General features: G+C 72.1%; 20 protein-coding genes. 13 read left to right on the top strand and 7 right to left on the bottom strand.

The features are described 5' to 3' along the window. From ACFOVU_RS20305 to ACFOVU_RS20315, 3 genes are all read right to left on the bottom strand, one after another. On the bottom strand, window positions 1–101 hold a 101-nt coding region (locus ACFOVU_RS20305), incomplete at its 3' end, for an NAD-dependent epimerase/dehydratase family protein (protein WP_378536465.1). Between the two features lie 72 nt (window positions 102–173). Continuing rightward, entirely contained in the window at window positions 174–887 is a 714-nt protein-coding gene (locus ACFOVU_RS20310; RefSeq protein WP_378536004.1) for a PIG-L deacetylase family protein, read from the bottom strand. 109 nt (window positions 888–996) lie between these two features. Continuing rightward, window positions 997–1,752 carry a WbqC family protein gene (locus tag ACFOVU_RS20315; RefSeq protein WP_378536006.1) on the bottom strand — a complete coding sequence of 252 codons (756 nt, stop codon included), beginning with the start codon at window positions 1,750–1,752 and terminating at the stop codon, window positions 997–999. A gap of 361 nt (window positions 1,753–2,113) precedes the next feature. Here ACFOVU_RS20315 and ACFOVU_RS20320 point away from each other — a divergent pair, with 361 nt between their 5' ends. Further along, window positions 2,114–3,544 (top strand): glycosyltransferase family 2 protein, encoded by a 1,431-nt coding sequence (locus ACFOVU_RS20320; protein ID WP_378536008.1) that lies wholly within the window; start codon window positions 2,114–2,116, stop codon window positions 3,542–3,544. A gap of 157 nt (window positions 3,545–3,701) precedes the next feature. Next, window positions 3,702–4,109 carry a DUF3817 domain-containing protein gene (locus ACFOVU_RS20325; RefSeq protein ID WP_378536010.1) on the top strand — a complete coding sequence of 136 codons (408 nt, stop codon included), beginning with the start codon at window positions 3,702–3,704 and terminating at the stop codon, window positions 4,107–4,109. Window positions 4,110–4,206: 97 nt separating this feature from the next. Here the strand turns inward: ACFOVU_RS20325 and ACFOVU_RS20330 are convergent, their stop codons facing one another. The 3 genes from ACFOVU_RS20330 to ACFOVU_RS20340 all read right to left on the bottom strand — a co-directional run bounded on the left by ACFOVU_RS20330 (window position 4,207) and on the right by ACFOVU_RS20340 (window position 6,687). Continuing rightward, the gene (locus ACFOVU_RS20330) at window positions 4,207–5,103 is read right to left on the bottom strand and encodes an SURF1 family protein (RefSeq protein WP_378536012.1); all 897 of its coding nucleotides are present in this window, start codon (window positions 5,101–5,103) and stop codon (window positions 4,207–4,209) included. A gap of 433 nt (window positions 5,104–5,536) precedes the next feature. Beyond that, window positions 5,537–5,815, bottom strand: a complete 279-nt coding sequence (locus ACFOVU_RS20335; protein WP_378536014.1) for a hypothetical protein — start codon at window positions 5,813–5,815, stop codon at window positions 5,537–5,539. Further along, a complete protein-coding gene (locus tag ACFOVU_RS20340; protein ID WP_378536016.1) occupies window positions 5,815–6,687 on the bottom strand; it encodes a hypothetical protein in 873 nt (290 codons plus the stop codon). The genes ACFOVU_RS20335 and ACFOVU_RS20340 overlap by 1 nt, the downstream gene beginning before the upstream one ends. Before the next feature lie 268 nt (window positions 6,688–6,955). On the opposite strand from ACFOVU_RS20340, the gene ACFOVU_RS20345 reads away from it, so the two are divergent. From ACFOVU_RS20345 to ACFOVU_RS20375, 7 genes are all read left to right on the top strand, one after another. Beyond that, a complete protein-coding gene (locus ACFOVU_RS20345) occupies window positions 6,956–7,723 on the top strand; it encodes an alpha/beta fold hydrolase (protein WP_378536018.1) in 768 nt (255 codons plus the stop codon). Between the two features lie 189 nt (window positions 7,724–7,912). Further along, a complete protein-coding gene (locus ACFOVU_RS20350) occupies window positions 7,913–8,482 on the top strand; it encodes a fluoride efflux transporter FluC (RefSeq protein WP_378536020.1) in 570 nt (189 codons plus the stop codon). Window positions 8,483–8,542: 60 nt separating this feature from the next. Next, window positions 8,543–8,905 carry a fluoride efflux transporter FluC gene (locus ACFOVU_RS20355; RefSeq protein ID WP_378536022.1) on the top strand — a complete coding sequence of 121 codons (363 nt, stop codon included), beginning with the start codon at window positions 8,543–8,545 and terminating at the stop codon, window positions 8,903–8,905. A 219-nt stretch (window positions 8,906–9,124) separates the two neighbouring features. Beyond that, window positions 9,125–10,099, top strand: coding sequence for an ABC transporter ATP-binding protein (locus ACFOVU_RS20360; protein ID WP_378536023.1), 975 nt, complete (start codon window positions 9,125–9,127; stop codon window positions 10,097–10,099). Beyond that, on the top strand, window positions 10,096–10,950 hold the full coding sequence (locus ACFOVU_RS20365) for an ABC transporter permease (RefSeq protein WP_378536024.1): 855 nt from the start codon (window positions 10,096–10,098) through the stop codon (window positions 10,948–10,950). The genes ACFOVU_RS20360 and ACFOVU_RS20365 overlap by 4 nt, the downstream gene beginning before the upstream one ends. Window positions 10,951–10,980: 30 nt before the next feature. Next, window positions 10,981–11,259: a helix-turn-helix transcriptional regulator gene (locus ACFOVU_RS20370; protein WP_378536025.1), complete on the top strand. Its 279-nt coding sequence runs from the start codon at window positions 10,981–10,983 to the stop codon at window positions 11,257–11,259. A gap of 5 nt (window positions 11,260–11,264) precedes the next feature. Next, the gene (locus ACFOVU_RS20375) at window positions 11,265–11,843 is read left to right on the top strand and encodes a hypothetical protein (RefSeq protein ID WP_378536027.1); all 579 of its coding nucleotides are present in this window, start codon (window positions 11,265–11,267) and stop codon (window positions 11,841–11,843) included. A gap of 46 nt (window positions 11,844–11,889) precedes the next feature. On the opposite strand, the gene ACFOVU_RS20380 is transcribed toward ACFOVU_RS20375, so the two are convergent. Then, window positions 11,890–12,552 (bottom strand): class II aldolase/adducin family protein, encoded by a 663-nt coding sequence (locus ACFOVU_RS20380; protein ID WP_378536029.1) that lies wholly within the window; start codon window positions 12,550–12,552, stop codon window positions 11,890–11,892. Between the two features lie 420 nt (window positions 12,553–12,972). Between ACFOVU_RS20380 and ACFOVU_RS20385 the strand changes: the two genes are divergently transcribed. From ACFOVU_RS20385 to ACFOVU_RS20400, 4 genes are all read left to right on the top strand, one after another. Then, window positions 12,973–14,496, top strand: coding sequence for an aldehyde dehydrogenase family protein (locus ACFOVU_RS20385; protein ID WP_378536031.1), 1,524 nt, complete (start codon window positions 12,973–12,975; stop codon window positions 14,494–14,496). A 58-nt stretch (window positions 14,497–14,554) separates the two neighbouring features. Further along, a complete protein-coding gene (locus ACFOVU_RS20390; protein WP_378536033.1) occupies window positions 14,555–16,114 on the top strand; it encodes a GMC family oxidoreductase in 1,560 nt (519 codons plus the stop codon). 73 nt (window positions 16,115–16,187) lie between these two features. After that, window positions 16,188–17,321, top strand: a complete 1,134-nt coding sequence (locus ACFOVU_RS20395; RefSeq protein ID WP_378536034.1) for a quaternary amine ABC transporter ATP-binding protein — start codon at window positions 16,188–16,190, stop codon at window positions 17,319–17,321. Between the two features lie 2 nt (window positions 17,322–17,323). Beyond that, window positions 17,324–18,381 (top strand): ABC transporter permease (locus ACFOVU_RS20400; protein ID WP_378536036.1); only part of this gene is annotated, 1,058 nt, incomplete at its 3' end.

Genomic DNA, 18,381 nt, shown 5'->3' on the forward strand with positions numbered 1-18,381 from the left:
GACAGGTCGTCCAATGCGAGGACCTCGTGCCCCTGCGCCACGAGGTGGTCGCACAGGTGCGACCCGATGAATCCGGCTCCGCCGGTCACAACGGTCTTCACGTTCGGTTCCCTCCCAGGGTCCGGAGACTGGTTCGGTGCGGAATACGGGGGCGCGACTCCGTCCCCGGCCACTCAGGCCAGCCAGCGCAGCACGTGGTAGCCCTCCGCGAGCGCGACCCCGCCCTGCATCCCGCGCAGGACGGCCAGGCTCCGCAGCGTGGGCTCCGACCGCGTGTGCGGGTGGTCGTGGATCTGCGTGCCGTACAGCCGCATGGCGGCGAGCTTGGCCTCGAGGTCGGCCTCCGCCAGCTTGACCAGGAGCCCTGGCGGGGGCAGCGCGCCGCTGTTCCACAGATCGGCGGCCTCCTCGTAGGTCAGCACGATGGCGGGGTGGTGGCGCCTGCGCGCGTCCGAGGGGCGCAGAGCGGTGTGCGCGGCCTCGGCCGCCGCCTGGTGGTCCTGGTTGTAGCTCGACCTGTGGGGCGCCAGGACGACCGTGGGCTCCAGGGTTGCGATGGACAGCGGGCTGTGGCGCTCGATCGCGTCGACCAGCTCGAAGCGCGGCAGGCGGTCGAGCCGGAGGTGGTGGTCGTCCCCGGGGAAGGCGATGTGCCAGCCGTCCCACCGGAAGTGGTCGGCGACCTCCTTGATCTCCGCGTACCGCTCACCGGCCGTGGAGAAGCCGCGCGGGGAGTGGTCCGCTGTGTCGCCCACCGTGAGGAACTGGACGTAGACCTCCGCGCCGGCGGCCTTCGCCTTGCTGATGAGGCCGCCGCAGCCAAGGGTCTCGTCATCGGGGTGCGGGGCGAGGACCAGGATGCGCTGGCGTGCCCAGTCGATCGTCATGCCACGTCCTTGGAGCGAAGGAGGATGAGGGGGAGCGGGGAGGGGCCGGCGGGCGCCGCCGGGCCGCCCCGGAGGGGCCGTGCCCGCGCGGGGCCGGGCGCCGGCCCGGCTATCCCGAGGGGGCGGTCCCGCGGCCGGTCCCGGTGGCCGGGCCGCCGGGGCGCGGCGTCCGGGCCTCGCGCAGCAGCCGCACCCCGCCGGGGCCCGCGTTCAGCAGGAGGTCCAGCGCTGCCATGCGCGGCAGGAACCCCGCGTTCCCGCGGGCCGGCTGCGGATAGCGGGGGTGCCGGAAGTCCTGCCACTCCAGGCCGACCCCGTAGCGCCGGAATACCTGCCGGTCGATGTAGTGGCGCGCGCCGTCGCCGCAGAGCAGGCTGGTCGCGCCGGCTTTGGCGCAGATCTGGGCCAAGAGCTCGCTCTTGCGGCCGGGGAACTCCCCGAGCTCGCCGGCGCGCACGATCGGGGTCGCGATACCGAAGCCGTCGAGCACCAGGCGGGTCGATGCCAGCGCCACGTCGGCGAGGCGGTCCCACTCGGTGGCGTAGAAGCGCCGAATTCGTCCCCGGAACTCCGGCCAGAATGGGGCTTTTCCGTAGCAGTGTTCCGTTAGGGTCCGTAGATGCTTTTCCCGCCAGGCGGATGAGTTGTCGATCTTCTTGTCCGAAATGCGATCAAGTGAACGCCCCCGTATTACCGGGACCGTCAGCAGGACGGGGCCGCTCTTCGATGCCAGGTAGTTCCGGTTCTGCCAGCCGTGGCGCTCGTATTGGACGTGATCGAGAACGACGATCAGATCGCTCCGGTCGATCTTATCGATGAGGCCCAGCCACGGCAGGTAATGCGGCTGGTGGATGGCGACGCGCACTGCGATTCCTCTCCGAGAACGGGCCCCAGGACGTGCGCGCTGTACGGCCGGGTGGCCGGTCGCGCCAGGTCAGGGCTGCCGTCCGCCCTTTGGGGGATGGGAGCCGCCGATCGGGTCGGGCGGAGGTCGAGCGAAACGGAACGGGCCCGAATACGAGTGGACTTCGTGGAAGGGGGTGCGGCGTCCCCGTCTTCCGGTATTGCATCAACGGTCCTCAAGTACCGCAAGTCCGGGCATAGGATTTGCATGGCCAAAATTGGTCGCCGACCCGGGTGAACTTCGACCGAAGGAGAAACGTCAGCCTAATGCCGGTCATGTCGGCCGCCGCCGGCCCGGAACCGAACCCCCTGGAGGCATACCCGTGCGAACGGCGCGTTTCATCGGAGACCAGGTGGCCGGGCTGCTCGCCTTCGCCGTCACCGCGACCGTTTTCGTCCTGTGGCTGCGCTACGGCTTCGGGGCCGCGGGCGGCCCCGGCCCCCTCTTCCTCTGGCTGTCGGTCGGCATGAACCTGCTCGCCTGGACGCTCATCGGGCTGGTGCGGCTCGGCGACGACTCCCTGCGCGCGCTCGCGCGGCCCTCGGGCGGCGCCGCGGCCGCGGCGTCCCGGACCGGGCCCGGCGCAACCGGCGGCGGGGACGGCGGGGCCGGCGGGGCCGCGCCGCTGTCGCTGGCCGTCGTCATCCCGGCGCACAACGAGGAGCCGGTGATCGACGGCGCGATCGCCTCCGCGCTGCGGCTCTTCCCCCGCTGGGACATCTACGTGGTCTCCGACAGCTCCCACGACTCCACCGCCGACATCGCCGCCGAGACCGGCGTGAACGTCCTCGAACTCCTCAACAACCGCGGCAAGGCCGGTGCGCTGGAGGCCGTCATCGAGGAATTCGATCTGACCGGAACCTACGACGGGGTGGTGATCCTCGACGCCGACACCGAACTGCACGCCGGCTACGTCGAGGGGGTGCGCGCCCAGTTGCGCGACCCGGCGGTGGCGGCGGTGGCGGGCTTCGTCGTCGCCGAATGGAAGCCGCACGAGCGCACCGTCGTCGGCCGGCTGATCTCGGCCTACCGGGACCGGCTCTACTGGATGCTCCAGTACCTGCTGCGCTACGGCCAGACCTGGCGCCGCACCAGCGTCCCCTTCATCGTCCCCGGGTTCGCCAGCACCTACCGCTCCAGCGCGCTGAAGAAGATCGACATCAACCCCAGCGGGCTGGTCATCGAGGACTTCAACATGACCTTCGAGGTGCACCGCAAGCGCCTGGGGCGCATCTCCATGCACCCGGGGACCAAGGCCTACAGCCAGGACCCCTTCACCCTCGCCGACTATGTGAGCCAGGTGCGGCGGTGGACGCTGGGGTTCTGGCAGACCGTTCGGCGGCATGGCGTGTGGCCCGGGCTGTTCTGGTTCGCGCTGTTCTTCTACATCCTCGAAGTGGTGCTGGTCGCCGTGCTGCTGCTGGCGGCCGTCGGGTTCGCGGTGCTCCTCCTGCTCCCCGATGCCACGGGAGGGCTGGTGCTGCGGTGGGGCGTCTACGAGGGGGGCTACGACGCGGTGACCGCGGTGCTGCCGCTCACCGCGGTCGCGGTCGGGCTGTTCGTCCCCGACTACCTCCTCACCTGCGTGCTGGCGGCCGTCCGGCGCCGGCCCGGCTATCTGGTCTACGGGCTGTTCTTCCTGCCCGTGCGGGTGATCGACGCCTACCTGACGCTGCGCACCATCCCCCAGGCGTGGACGGTCGGCTCCAACGGGCGGTGGACGAGCCCGAACAGAGCGGCCGCACGGCTGTGACCTGCGACAAGGCCAGCCGAGTTCGGGGTGGCGCGGTGTGACGGGACCCGCATGAAGGCCGGCTCATACCGCACGTAGGCTCGAAGGGCAAGGGACCCCGGCGGCGGCCACCAGGGGCGGCCGGGGTCCGCGCCGACGATCCCACGAGGTGTCCCCTGTGGAAAAGAAGCGTCTCCCGTTCACGCTCTACCGCGTGCTGGCCTACGTGACGGGTGTCTTCCTGCTGCTGCTGACGTTCGTGTCCATGCCCGCGAAATACCTGATCGGGGAGACCGCCCGGTTCTCGCTGGTGGGTGCGCCGGCCGGGCTGGAGCAGTGGTTCGGCGACGACTCGGTGCTCATGGCGGTCGTCGCCATCCCGCACGGCTACATCTACATGGCCTACGTGCTGGTGGTGCTGTGGCTGGCCATCGAACGGCGGTGGAACGTGGGCCGCACGGTCGGGGTCGCCCTCGCGGGCACCATCCCGTTCGTCGGCATGATCTTGGAACACCGCCTCGCCACCGCTGAGAAGGCCGCCGCCCCGCAGGGCGAGCCGCAGGAAGCCCCGGCCGCGGGGGCCTGACCCGGTCCGGGCGCCCGCCCCGTTCGGTGTGGAGCCCGGCTCCGCGTCATGCCTTGTCCCGTTCAGGCGCGCCGCGCGCGGCCCCCGGGGCTCCGGGTCAACGCCCCGGGGCCGCGGGTTCCGCGACGGGCGGCGCGCTCCCACCAGGCCCTGCGGGGTCGCCGGGGCCACCGGACGGACCGTCGCCGCCGGGGCCGGGGGTCCCCGCACCGCCATCGGTGCCGGCGCCCGCTCCGGCGTCGGCCTGCTCGCGGCGCATCAGCGAGATCCAGAACACCAGGACCGCGACGCCGAACACCCACCACTGGGCCGCGTAGCTGACGTTGCGCCAGTTCCACACGATGCCCTGCGGCGGGTCGGGCGGCGGGATCTCGCGGGGCGCCGCGACGTCGCCGCCGGTGCTCGCCGGCCGCTGCTCGGCCAGAGTGAGGTAGCCCTCGTAGAGCCGGTAGGGCCACTCGTTGACCAGCAGCGACGGGGCGATGCGGGCGACCTGGCCCTCGGGGACGGAGAGCGGTGCGTAGCCGTCCTGCTCCTTTTGCGGCGAGATCAGCCACCCGGTGACCTCGACCTCGCCCTCGGGCAGCGCCGGGAGCCCGCCGACGGCGTCGGCGTCGGCGTCGCTTTCGGGGATCCAGCCGCGGTTGACGGTCAAGGCGGTGTCGTCCTCGGTCACCAGCGGCACCAGGACGTAGTAGCCCTCGTCGCCCTCGGGGGAGAGAGCGGGCGCCAGCAGCGGATCGTCGCGGTCGTAGACCCCCGTGGCGGAGACCGCCTGGTTGGCCTCGGTCTCGGACATGTAGGCGCCCGGTTCCAGCACGGAGCCGATCGGCGCCGCACCGGCGAGGTCCTCGACCGGGTTGGTGATCATCTCGCGGTCCGGCTCCTGGGCGCGGACGAACTGCCAATACCCCAGGCCCGCGCACGCGGCGACGGCGAGCAGGGCCACCAGGTGGAGGCCGATCCAGCGGGGTTGCAGCAACGGGAAGCGCACCTCCCCAGGCTATGTCCGCCTCACGACGGGTCGCCTCTGACCCCCGGTTGACCTTGCATCCACGCACTTGGCGGCCCGCAGGCCCGGGAATGGTGATTACTTTAAGTAATTTGTTGTGACGGAGGGTTGTTGGGCCAGGTCGTCATGGGTAATCTATGAACCAGCGCGACAGAGAAGTCACTGAAAACGCGCTTCGCGAGCTTTCGCAGGTCGCGACTCCAGGGGGGAGGAGTCTGCGACCGTTCCCAAGCGAGGGCCGCCTCCGTGATTTTGAGGGGGGACACGGAGGCGGCCTTCGCGCTTTTGCATGTACGGGTATTCGCGCAGGCCATCGCAGGGGAGTCCGGGCGGATTCGCCTGGGTGGGCGCCGCTGATACTTGCCCAGCCTAAGGACCGAGACGGGCCCGGCGCCGGCGGCGCCGGACCCGTCCGTCAGGCGAAGAGCTCTTCGACCGTCTCCACCGTGACCGCTCGCTGGACCCACTGGTCGAGAGTGGCGATGTCCCTGCATCTGGTGATGCGCTCGTGAAGAGAGCGGGGGACCTTGATCCTCCGGGCGTAGAGGACGAGGAGGACGGCCGTCGCCTCACCTACCGCCTGCCCTATCACCGAGCCCTCGGTGTACCCGACGAAAAAGGGACCGCGGAAAAATTCGGGCGGGTATCCCTGGTCGCTGGGCTCATCGGACTCGTCGCGGTGATCGATCGCCATCAGCCGAAGAGCTCTTCGATCGTGTTCACCGTTGCCGCCCGGCTGACCCAGGTGTTGAGGGTGGGGATGTCGGTGCAGGCGTTGATGCGCTCGCAGACGGCGTCGGGGACGTCGATCCCCCGGGCGGCAAGGACGAGGAAGATGGAATGCGCCTCGCCTTCCGCCTTTCCTTCGGCCCTGCCCTCCGCCTGTCCCTTGAGGTAAGGGGCGCGGAAGAGTTCGGTCTGGTACTCGTAGGTGCCCTGCTTCACAGCGTCCTCCAGGTACTTCTTGGCCGCGGCCGGCAAGGCCGCGAGCAGGTAGTCAGCATATACGGCCCCTGGCGAGCCCTTAAGGGCTCGCATCGCCGGGGCCAGGGCTTTCAGGACCACGGTGTCGTCGGTCGGATTGCTCGCGAGCGCCAGGATGGCCATTTCGGGGTGGCGGATGGCCTGTTCGGGGTCGGTGAACGGTTTCAGGGCGGTCAGGGACAGTGCCGAGGGTCGGATATGTCCACACCCGAGCTCGATCGGGGTCTCGCACCAAGTGGCGATCCTGTCGTTGGGGGTCAGGACCAACAGTGCCACCGGGCAGCGCAAGCGTGCCCGGATGTTGGCGACGTACTGGGGCCAGCTGAAGCGCTTGTCGTCGTCTCTCCCGAGCTGGTTCTCGGTGATGATGGCGAGCGCCGGAGACCTGTCGCTGTCCTCGCACACCACGACGGAGTCGCACCGGAGTTCCGCCGGTACCGTTGTCGTCGCATCGCCGGATTCGCATCGAACGTGGGCGAATTTCGGGAATTCGGACGTATTGGCGACCGACAGCAGGTCGACTGCGATGTCCGGCTTATGCCGGATCAGATCCAGAGGGAATTCATGCGCTTTTGATGGCATGAGGTGAACGTAGGCGACTTCGCAACTCCGGGCGGAGAGTGAGTGGCGGAATGTCGGTGATGTCCAATTGATTTCAGGTGATGTGATTTTCGGGGCGATCGTAAACGGCGACCGAATAGGCGATTCGGTCGCCGTCTGCGGCATTGCGCCCACGCCAGGGCTGTTGGGGGAGTGCACGGGCGATCATTCATTGCCGTTGCCGCGACTCGCCGCTTCGGCCGGGGTGGGGACGGGTAGGCTTTTCACCTGCCGTCCCCGGAGGTGGCGCATGGCCGTCGTCCCCCTTCAGTACCGGATCGACGGGCCCGGGAACGCCCGTGCCGTGCTGCTCCTTCCCCCGCCGGGCGCCAAGTGGTCGGTGTGGGAGCCGCAGATGCCCGAACTCACCCGCAGCATGCGGGTACTGCGGGTCAACCTCCGCGGACACGGTGCCTCGCCCGCTCCCGGCGGCCCCTACACGATCGACGACATGGGCGCCGACCTGGTGACCCTGCTCGACTCATGCGGGCTCGACCGCATCTCCGTCGTCGGCTCCGGCTTCGGCGGGGCGCTGGCGACCTGGCTCGCCGCGGCGGTCCCCGGCCGGGTCCGCAGGCTGGCCTACATCGCCTGTTCCGCCGGGACCCCGCGCACCTTCGACTCCGGGGCGCTGGCCGAACGCGTCCGCCGCGACGGCATGGCGGCGGTGTCGGGGCAGGTCACCACGGCGTGGTTCACCCCGGCGTTCGCGGAGCGGCGCCCCGATGTCGTCCGCCGCATGGCCGAGGAGTTCGAGGGCGTCACCGCCGAGGGCTACGCCGGCTACTGCGGGGCCATCACCGGGCTCGACCAGCGCCGCGTGCTCGCCGCCGTGCGCGCGCCCGCCCTCGTGGTCTCGGCCGCCCACGACCCGCTGCTGCCGCCCGGCCACGGGCGCAGGCTCGCCAACGCCATCGCCGGCGCGCGGTTCGAGGTGGTCGCGGGTGCGGCGCACCTCGCCGGGATCGAGCGCTCCGACAGGGTGAACGAGCTGCTCATGGAGCACGTCGCCCGCTGACCGCGGCGCCCCCGCTTCCGGTCCCATCGGATGTCGCCCGTCGGCGGCCGCGGGGCGCGGGTAGGGTCGGTCGTGGCGGTGGGGCCCGCCACGGCCGCCTTCGGCGGCGGAACCGCGGTGTGCGCCGCCAACGGTCCCTATCAGTGCCCGTCGCAGCCGAAGGCTGAATGGCTGATAGGAGCCCAGCGGATGGACCACGTCCCCGACCCGCTCGAACGCCGTGCCCCGATCGACCCCGATGTCGGGCTGCCCCCGGCACCGGTCGCGCCCCCCGCACCTCCCGCCCCGCCCCGGGTCCGGGTCGACGTCCTCGCCGTGATCGCCGCGGGCGGCGCCGTGGGCGCGTGCGCCCGCTATGCGGCCGCCGCCGCCCTGCCCACCCCGCCGGGGGCGTTCGCCTGGTCGACGCTGCTGGTCAACGTCTCCGGCTGCCTGCTCATCGGCGTGCTGATGGTCCTGGTGACCGGCGTATGGCCGGGCGCGCGGCTGCTGCGCCCGTTCTGGGGGGTGGGCGTGCTCGGCGGCTACACCTCGTTCTCCACCTATGTCGCCGACGCCGAGGCGATGCTCGCGGCCGGTGCCCCGGGACCGGCGCTGGCCTACCTCGCGGCCACCCTCATCGGCGCCCTCGTCGCGGTGTGGGCGGGCTGGTCGCTGGCCGAACGCGTGCTGTGGACCGGAACGGAGCGCCGACGAACGAGCGGAGGCGGCGCTGCCGACGCCGAAGGCTCCTCCCGCGGTGCCGGTGGAGCGGAGTGAGGAGGCGAGCGTGACCAAGAAGCACGGTATCGCCGCTGCCGGCAACGGGGAGGCCGGCCGGTGACGCTGCTGATGATCGCGCTCGGCGGGGCGATCGGTGCCCCGCTGCGCTACCTCGCCGACCGGGCCGTGACCGCCCGCCACGACTCGGTGTTCCCCTGGGGGACGTTCGCCGTGAACGCCACCGCGTGCCTGGCCCTGGGGTTCGCCTCGGCGTTCGCCCTGCCCGAATGGGCGGCCGGCCTGGTGGTCACCGGCCTGCTCGGTGCGCTGTCGACCTATTCCACCTTCGGCTACGAGACGTTCCGGCTGATCGGTGTCCGCGCCCGCTTCCTCGCGCTCGCCAACGCCGTCGCCTCCGTGGCGGCCGGGCTGGGGGCGTTTGCGCTGGGCGGCGCCGTGGCCCGCGTGTTCGGAGTCTGATGCCGGTCCGGATGTCCGCGGCCCGACGGCCCCGAGCGGCATGCGCGTGCACATCCCGCGCCCCCGCGTAGCCCCTCATGTGCTCCTGCTCCGGCGGTGTCCGCTTGCGGACACCGCCCGACGGTCCGCGGCGGCCGGGCCGCGCGTAGTATGCACGCGTAAGAATGTAGTACATGTACTATCAATCGACGCAGGGGAAGTACGGAAGGAACGAGTCCTATGACAGTGGTCGACGACGCGGGATCCCCCCGCGCGTCCGCCGCCGGGGCGACGGGGGCCGACACCACCGTCAGCGTCCGCGGCTTACGCATGCGCTACGGGACCACCGACGTCCTCGCGGGCGTCGACTTCGAAGCCCGCCGCGGCGAGGTGCTGGCCCTGCTCGGCCCCAACGGGGCGGGGAAGACCACGTGCATCGAGATCCTCGAAGGCTTCCGGGTGCGCTCGGCCGGTGCGGTCGCCGTGCTCGGCAGCGACCCCGCCGCCGGTGACGAGCGCTGGCGCGCCCGGCTCGGGATCGTCCTCCAGTCCTGGCGCGACCACGGCAAGTGGCGGGTGCGCGAGCTGCTGGCGCACACCGCCGGGTACTACGCCCCCTACTCCGCCCCCGGCCGGGCCCGCCCGCGCGACGTCGACGAGCTGATGGACACCGTCGGCCTGGCCGAGCACGCCGGAAAGCGGGTCGCCACCCTCTCCGGCGGCCAGCGCCGCCGCCTCGACGTCGCGATCGGCATCGTCGGCCGCCCCGAGGTGCTCTTCTTGGACGAGCCCACGGTCGGCTTCGACCCCGAGGCCCGCCGGGAGTTCCACGACATGGTGCACCGGCTGGCCGATGACGACGACACCACCATCCTGCTCACCACGCACGACCTCGACGAGGCCGAGAAGCTCGCCGACCGCATCCTGATCCTCGCCGGCGGCCGGATCGTCGCCGACGGCAGCGCCGAGCAGCTCGCCCGGCAGGTGGGCGACGAGACCGAGGTGCTGTGGACCCGCGGCGGCCGGCGGTTCGTCCACGCAGCCAAGGACGGCACCGCGTTCGTCCGCGAACTGTTCGCGCAGTACGGCGAGGAGGTCGCCGACCTGGAGGTCCGCCGCGCCCGGTTGGAGGACGTCTACATGGCCATGGTGCACAGGCACGAGACCGGGCAGGGCGGCACCGCCGCCGCGGGGTTCGGGGAGGCAGTGAGGTGAACACCACCGTGCACGCCCTGCGTATGGGCGGTGCCCGCGGGCTCCTGGAGTTCCGCGCGTTCCTCACCAACCGGCAGGACGTCGTCTCCAACCTGATGACCAGCGGGACCCTGCTGGCCGTGCTCTACTTCCTCCAGAGCGCCGCCGCCGACGGCACGTCCCTGACCGCCGGCACCGTGTCGCTGCCCGGGGTACTGGGGATGCTCGTCGCCACCAGCGGCCTGATCGGCACGGCGATGCTGCTGGCCACCGAGCGCGAGGACGGTACCCTGCTGCGGGCCAAGGCCCTGCCGCGCGGCATGCTCGGCTACCTGGTCGGCAAGGTCGTCTCGCAGTCCCTGGTGATCCTGATGAACATCCTGGTCGTCCTGGTCCCGGGACTCTTCCTGTTCGACGGCCTCACCGGGGGACTGGCGAGCGGCTGGCCGACCCTCGTCTGGGTGCTCGCCCTCGGCCTGGCGGCGACGCTGCCGATCGGCGCCGTTCTCGGGTCGCTGTTCGAGAGCCCGCGCACCGTGGGCGGGGTCGGGATGCTGCCGATCATGGGCCTGATCGGCATCTCCGGGATCTTCGGGCCGGTGACCGTCCTTCCCGTGTGGGTGCAGGCCATCGCGCAGGTCTTCCCGATGTACTGGCTGGGCCTGGGCATGCGCTCGGCGCTGCTGCCGGATGCGGCGGCGGCCCTGGAGATCGGCGGGTCCTGGCGGCACCTGGAGACCGCGGGCGTGCTGGGGGTGTGGGCGCTCGCCGGCCTGGTCGTGGCGCCCTTCGTGCTGCGCCGGATGGCGCGGCGCGAGTCCGGCTCGGCCGTCGAGGCGCGCAGGCAGCGGTCGGTGCAGCGTGTCGGCTGACAGCGGCAATGGACGACCAGAGGGAGGACCGTGAGCCCAGCGGGCAACACCGCGCGCGGCCGGGCCAAGGCCGGCGCGTCCGGAGAGCAGATCCACAACCGCATCGCCGTGCTGCGCGCCGAGCGGGGGGTCTCGCGGCGGGAGCTCGCCGAGACCCTCGGCGTGCACTACCAGACAGTGGGCTACCTCGAACGGGGCGAGTACAGCCCCAGCCTGCACCTTGCGCTGCGGATCGCGCAGTACTTCGAAGTACCGGTGGAGGTCGTCTTCTCGACCGCACCGTTTCCCAGGATCGGACACCAGGGGTGAGGACGATGGTGAAATCGGCATCCGCGGGTTCCCGCGGCGCAGGCATGTTCGGCGAGCGCACACAGGACGAGATGCGGACCCGGGTGGAGGGTGAGCGGGTCAGGCGCCGGTGGGCGCGGCGCGGCCGGCGGCGCGCGCTGGTCGCCGTCGAGGCCGCGGTGGTGGTCGCCGGCGCGGCGATGCTGGCCGCCGTGCAGACGGCCGGCAGTGGACCCGGCGTCCTGTTCGCCTTCTTGGCGCTGATGGCGCTCGGGGCGTTCCTCGGCACCCAGGTCAACCTGGCCAGCCGGTGGGTGGTCGGCTACCGCGGGCTCGACGAGCGCCAGCGCGTCGACCACGAGCGCGCCCTCCGGGTCGGCCACCACGTCACCGCCGCGGCGCTGTTCGCGGCCCTCATGGTGGTGATGGTCGTGGGCCAGATGGACGGAGTGGTCGTGAACGGCGCCCTTGCGCCGGCCGTGTTCGTGCTGGCCATGCTGCACTTCGGCTACCCGGCCGCGCACCTCGCCTGGACCCTGCCCGACGAGGTCCCCGATGAGGACGACGAGGGCGCCGCGGCGGTCCCCGGCCCCCGGGCCGCGTGAGCGGAGCGCCGGGCGGATCCGAACGTGCCCGGGCGGACCCGAGGGGTCAGAAGAACACGTCCGGGCCGCCCCACGCGTAGCCGTCGCGGACCCGGATCTCGGCGAGCTCGTCCTCGGAGAGCACCCGGGGCTCGCCGATGGCCCGGGCGCGGATGTAGACGCCGCACAGCCACTCCAGCAGCCGTGCGTGCTCGAAGGCCTGATCGGGGCCCGTGCCCACGGCCAGGCCGCCGTGGTTGGCCAGCAGCGCCGCCCGCCGGCCCTTCAGGGCCTTGATGAGCTGGTCGGAGAGGTCGCCGGTGCCGTAGGTGGCGTAGCCGGTGACGGGGATGGCGCCGCCGAGCCGCGCGGCGGTGTGGTGGATCGGCGGCAGCTCCACGAGGGCCGCCGACACCGCGGCGGCGTTCTCGCCGTGCGCCTGGACCGCGGCGGTGGCGTCGGTGACCCGGTAGACGGCGCTGTGCAGCGTGGTCTCGGCGGCGGGCTCGCGGCGCCCCTCCAGGACCCCGCCGTCGAGCGACAGGACCGGGCAGTCGGCGGGTTCGATCCGGTCGAGCGGCACGCCCGCGGGGGTGATCGCGAACAGCTCGCCCGCGCGCACGCTGACCGTGCCGGCGCTGACGGTCGCGCCGTCGCCGGCGACGATGCCGCTGTCGGCGAGCCGGCGGGCGGTCCGGCAGACGTCCCTGCGTTCGTGCTCCAGCAGCATGGTTCCTCGAAGGGTGGGGTCGGTGGCGCGGTGCCGGGGCCGGACGCGGGCGGGGCGTTCGGTTAGGCACGCCTAATCCACGCTAACCCCACATGGGGTGTGCTTGTCCAGCGGTTGGCGGAGCGTCCCGCCGTCAGGCTCCGGACCGCGGGCGCCATCTCCCCTGCCGCTGGATGTCCGGCGGCCCCGCCGCCGCCCGCTGTGCGCAACGCCACCCCCGCTCGGACCTCCGATCGCGACACCGGATTTCATCACTCTCCGTGACAATTTCGCCGGTGGCCTGCGTGAAGCGCGCCACTGCGCCCACATGGTGGGCCGCGCATCCGTGCAGGTCATGGAGGAATGGTCAGCGATCTCAGCACGGTAAAGAAGGTAAACGGGCTGTTTGTGGGCAATTTTCCTGGGCAGGACCGTTCCGTGATGCGACCCTACGTAACCCTGCCGGACAAGCCGTACCTGTCCCCGCCCGGTTCGGCCTCCGCCGTGAGCCTGCACATCGGTGGCGCCTGGACCTCCGCCGCCGACGGCGCGGTCCGCGACGTCGTCAACCCCTACGACGCCTCGGTGCTGTCCGTGGTCAGCGAGGGCGGCACGGCCGACGCCGACGCCGCGGTGGCCGCCGCCCGGCGCGAGTTCGACGACGGCGACTGGCGCCGCTTCCCGGCCGCGGAGCGCGGGGCGATCCTGGGCCGCATCGCCGACCTCCTCCAGCGCGACCGCGCGGAGATCGCGCTGATGGAGTCGCTGGACACCGGCAAGACCCTGGAGGAGGGCGGCATCGACGTCGACGACGTCACCGCCGTCTTCCGCTACTACGCCGGCCTCGCCGACAAGGACGCCGGCCGGGTCATCGACGCCCCCGAAGGCGTCTCCAGCCGCATCGTCCACGAACCCGTGGGCGTCTGCGCCATGATCACCCCCTGGAACTACCCGCTGCTCCAGCTGTCGTGGAAGATGGCGCCGGCGATCGCCGCCGGCGCGACCATGGTCGTCAAGCCCAGCGAGATCACCCCGGTCACCACCTGCAAGCTGTTCGAGCTGTGCGCCGAGGCGGGCCTGCCGCCCGGTGTGGCCAACCTGGTCCTGGGCACCGGCCCGGGTGTGGGCGCCGCCCTGGTCGCCAGCCCCGATGTCGATCTCGTCTCCTTCACCGGCGGCCTGGCCACCGGCAAGCGGATCATGGCCTCGGCCGCCGAGACCGTGAAGAAGGTCGCCCTCGAACTGGGCGGCAAGAACCCCAACATCATCTTCCCCGACGTCGATCTCGACACCGCGGTCGACTACGCCATGACCGCGGCGTTCTTCCACTCCGGCCAGGTCTGCTCCGCCGGCTCCCGCATCATCGTCCACGAGGACGTCCACGACGCCTTCACCGCGGAGCTGGCCCGCCGCGCCGACCGGGTCCGCCTGGGCCGCGGACAGGACGACGGCGTGCGGTGCGGCCCGCTGGTCTCCGCCGAGCACCGCGACAAGGTCGAGGCGGCCGTGGCCCGGGGCATCGCCGAGGGGGCCACCGTCATCGCGGGCGGCGCCCGCCCCGACGACCCCGATCTCGCCAAGGGCTTCTTCTACCGCCCGACCGTGTTCACCGGCTGCCACCGCGGCATGGACATCGTGCAGACCGAGGTGTTCGGCCCGGTCGCCACCGTCGAGACGTTCCGCACCGAGGCCGAGGCGATCGAGCTCGGCAACGACACCGACTACGGCCTCTCCGGGGCCGTGTGGACCGCCGACACCGGGCGCGGGGAGCGTGTGGCCGCGGCGCTGCGGCACGGAACCGTGTGGATCAACGACTTCGGCCCCTACTTCCCGGGCGCCGAATGGGGCGGGTTCAAGCGCTCCGGGGTCGGCCGCGAGCTCGGGCAGGCGGGCCTTGACGAGTACCGCGAGGCCAAGCACGTCTACCGCAACCTGAACCCCGTCCCGCAGCGCTGGTTCGCGTGAGGCGGTGACCCGCCACCGCCGCCCCCCGCCCGCACCCCCGCACGACAAGGAGCCGCCCGTGTCAGCACCCCCGCCATCCCCGTCCGCCTACGACTATGTGATCGTCGGCGGGGGCACCGCGGGATCGGTGATCGCCGCGCGCCTTACCGAGGACCCCGGGACCAGCGTCTGTGTCATCGAGGGCGGGCCCTCCGATGTCGGCCTGGAGCGCGTGCTCAAGCTGCGCGACTGGCTGGGCCTGCTGGGCGGCGACCTCGACTACGGGTACACGACGGTGGAGCAGCCGCGCGGCAACTCCCACATCGTGCACTCGCGCGCCCGCGTGCTGGGGGGCTGCTCGTCGCACAACACGCTCATCAGCTTCCGCCCCTTCGCCCGCGACCTCGACGACTGGGTCGCGGCGGGCGCCGAAGGCTGGGACAACGCGACCGTCCAGTCCTACGCCGACCGGATCAAGTGCAACATCACCCCGGTCGCCGAGAAGGACCGCAACGAGATCGTGCGGGACTGGATCGAGGCGTCGGCCAAGGCCACCGGGGTCCCGGTGATCGAGGACTTCAACGCGGCGACCTCCCACGGCGGCGGGTTCGGCGACGGCGTGGGCTTCCTGTCGATCGCCTACGACCCCTACTCCGGCCACCGGTCGTCGGCCTCGGTCGCCTACCTGCACCCCGTGATGGACCGGCGCGACAACCTCACCCTGCTGCTGGAGACCTGGGCGCACCGGATCGTGTTCGACGGCGACCGCGCGACCGGGGTCGAGGTCACCACCGCCGACGGCGAGCGCCGTACGGTGACCGCGGAGCGCGAGGTGATCCTGTGCGCCGGCGCGATCGACACCCCGCGCCTGCTCCTGCTGTCGGGCGTGGGGCCCGCCGCCGACCTGCGCGAGGTCGGGATCGACGTGCGGCACGACCTGCCGGGCGTGGGCGAGAACCTGCTCGACCACCCGGAGTCGATCATCATGTGGGAGACCGAGCGCCCGGTGCCGGAGACCACGGTCATGGACTCCGACGGCGGTCTGTTCATCCGGCGCGACACCTCCGACCCGCGCCCGGACCTGATGTTCCACATCTACCAGATCCCCTTCGACGACAACACGGCCCGGCTCGGCTACGACTCGCCGGGCCCCCGCAACGCGATCTGCATGACGCCGAACATCCCCCGCTCGCGGTCGCGCGGCAAGCTGTGGCTCACCAGCTCCGACCCCGCGGTCAAGCCCGCTCTCGACTTCCGCTACTTCACCGACCCCGACGACTACGACGCCACCACGATCGTGGACGGCCTCAAGATCGCCCGGGAGATCGCCGCGACCGAGCCGTTCAAGTCCTGGATCAAGCGCGAGGTCGCCCCCGGTCCCGGTGTCACCACCGACGCGGAGCTGTCGGAGTACGGCCGCCGCGCCGCGCACACCGTCTACCACCCCGCTGGGACCTGCAAGATCGGCGCCGACGGCGACCCCATGGCCGTCGTCGACCCCGAGCTGCGGGTGCGCGGCCTGTCCGGGCTGCGCATCGCCGACGCGTCGGTGTTCCCCACCATGCCCTCGCCCAACCCGATGGTCACCGTCCTCACGATCGGCGAGCGCGCCGCCGACCTCATCCGCGCGGACCGCTAGGGCGCCCCGCCCCGGCCTCCGCTGTCCGACGACGGGCCGCCCCGCCCCGGGGCTGCCGGAGGAGAACCTGACGATGCATTCCCCAGCACCGGCGATCGAGCGACCACCCGGCGGCGAGAACGCCGGGGAGCCCCGGATCTCCGTCCGCAACCTGTGGAAGATCTTCGGCAAGAACGCCCACACGATCATCGGCGGCGACGCCGAGCGCCTGGACCGCGACACCATCCGGGAGCGGACCGGCTGCACCGTCGCCGTTCGCGACATGTCCTTCGACGTCCACCCCGGCGAGATCTTCGTCGTCATGGGGCTGTCGGGCTCGGGCAAGTCCACGCTGGTCCGCTGCATGACCCGGCTGATCGAGCCGACGGGCGGCCAGGTGCTGCTGGACGGCCAGGACATCGGCGCGTGCAGCCCGCAGCGCCTGCGCGAGCTGCGCCGGCACAAGATGGCGATGGTCTTCCAGCACTTCGGGCTGCTCCCGCACCGCAGGATCATCGACAACGTCGCCTACGGGCTGGAGGTGCGCGGAGCGGGCAAGGCCGAGCGCTACGCCCGCGCCCGCGAGATGATCGACATGGTCGGCCTGGCCGGCTACGAGGATGCGCGGCCCGGCCAGCTCAGCGGCGGGATGCAGCAGCGGGTCGGGCTGGCCCGCGCCCTCGCGGTGGACCCGCAGGTCCTCCTGTTCGACGAGCCGTTCAGCGCGCTCGACCCGCTGATCCGCCGTGACATGCAGCAGGAGGTGCTGCGGCTCCAGCGCGAGCTGAAGAAGACCGCCGTCTTCATCACCCACGACCTGTCCGAGGCGCTCAAGCTCGGCGACCGCATCGCGATCATGCGCGACGGCGAGCTGGTGCAGCTGGGCACCGCCGAGGAACTCGTCGGCCGCCCCGCCGACGACTACGTCCGCGACTTCGTGGAGGACGTCAACCGCACCGACGTGCTCACCGTGCGCTGGCTGATGCGCCCGCCGCGCGACGGCGAGCCCCTGGACGGGCCGGCGGCCGAGCCGCGCACGGTCGTCCGCGACGTGGTGGGCGTGCTGTCGCAGAGCACCGCCCCGGTGCGGGTCATGGACGGCGACCGGCTGCTGGGCGTGGTCGGCCGCGATGACGTGCTGCGGGCGATCGCTGAGGACCTGCACGGCACCGCCGGGGACCCAGGCGGCGCCCCCGGCGCGCCCGCGCGGCCGCCGGCGGGGGCGTGACGATGTCCGCGACCTCCGCCCCCACCGCCCCCGCGTCGGCGCCGTCCGCCGCCGCCCCGCTCCGCGGGACGCGGCCCGCGGGCGCGGCCGCGCTGGTGCGCAGCCGCCCGGTCCAGGCGCTCGCCGTGGCCGCGGTGCTGCTCGCCGGGTTCGCCCTCAGCCGCGCGCTGGGGCCGTCCGCGTGGCTGGGCCCGTTCCCCGACACCGCGGGCCAGTGGCTCATCGCCCGCCTCGACGGCGTCTACGCGTGGATCGTGGCCAACCGCAACACCAGCCCGCTGTTCCTCTACGGCTTCAACTACATCTCCGTCGGCCTTGGCTCTGCGGTCGTCCTGGTCAACCAGGCGCTGACGTTGCTCACCTGGCCCGGCGTGGTCGTGCTGGGGACGCTGGCCACCTGGCGCGCGGCCGGGTGGCGGACGGTGCCGGTGGTCCTGGCCGCCTTCGCCGTCTTCGGCCTGGCCGGGCTGTGGGCCGAGGCGATGACCACGCTCGCCCTGATCATCACGTCGGTGCTGATCGCGCTGGTGATCGGGGTGCCGCTGGGTATCCTCGCCGGCCGCAGCGACGGGTTCGACCGGCTCCTGCGGCCGGTGCTGGACTTCATGCAGATCATGCCGGCCTTCGCCTACCTGATGCCGATGGTCCTGCTGTTCGGGATCGGCAACCCGTCCGCGGCGGTGGCCACCGCGGTCTATGCGATCCCGCCGGCGGTGCGCATCACCGCGCTGGCCATCCGCGAGGTCGACCCGGGCGCGGTCGAGGCCACCACCTCGCTCGGCTCCACCCCCTGGCAGCTGCTGACCAAGGTGCAGCTGCCGCTGGCCCGGCGCACCATCCTCCTGGGGATCAACCAGACGATCATGCTGGCGGTGTCCATGGTGGTCATCGCCTCGGTGATCGGCGCCGGCGGGCTGGGCGACGCCATCTACCAGGCGCTGTCCAAGGTCAACGTCGGCCAGGCGGTCGAGGCGGGCACGGCCATCGTCCTGCTGGCGATCGCGCTGGACCGGGTCACGGGAGCGGCCGGCAACGGTGAGGGGGCGGGCGCGGGACGCGG

Source organism: Nocardiopsis sediminis (genome assembly GCF_042650565.1).
GTDB lineage: Bacteria > Actinomycetota > Actinomycetes > Streptosporangiales > Streptosporangiaceae > Nocardiopsis_B > Nocardiopsis_B sediminis.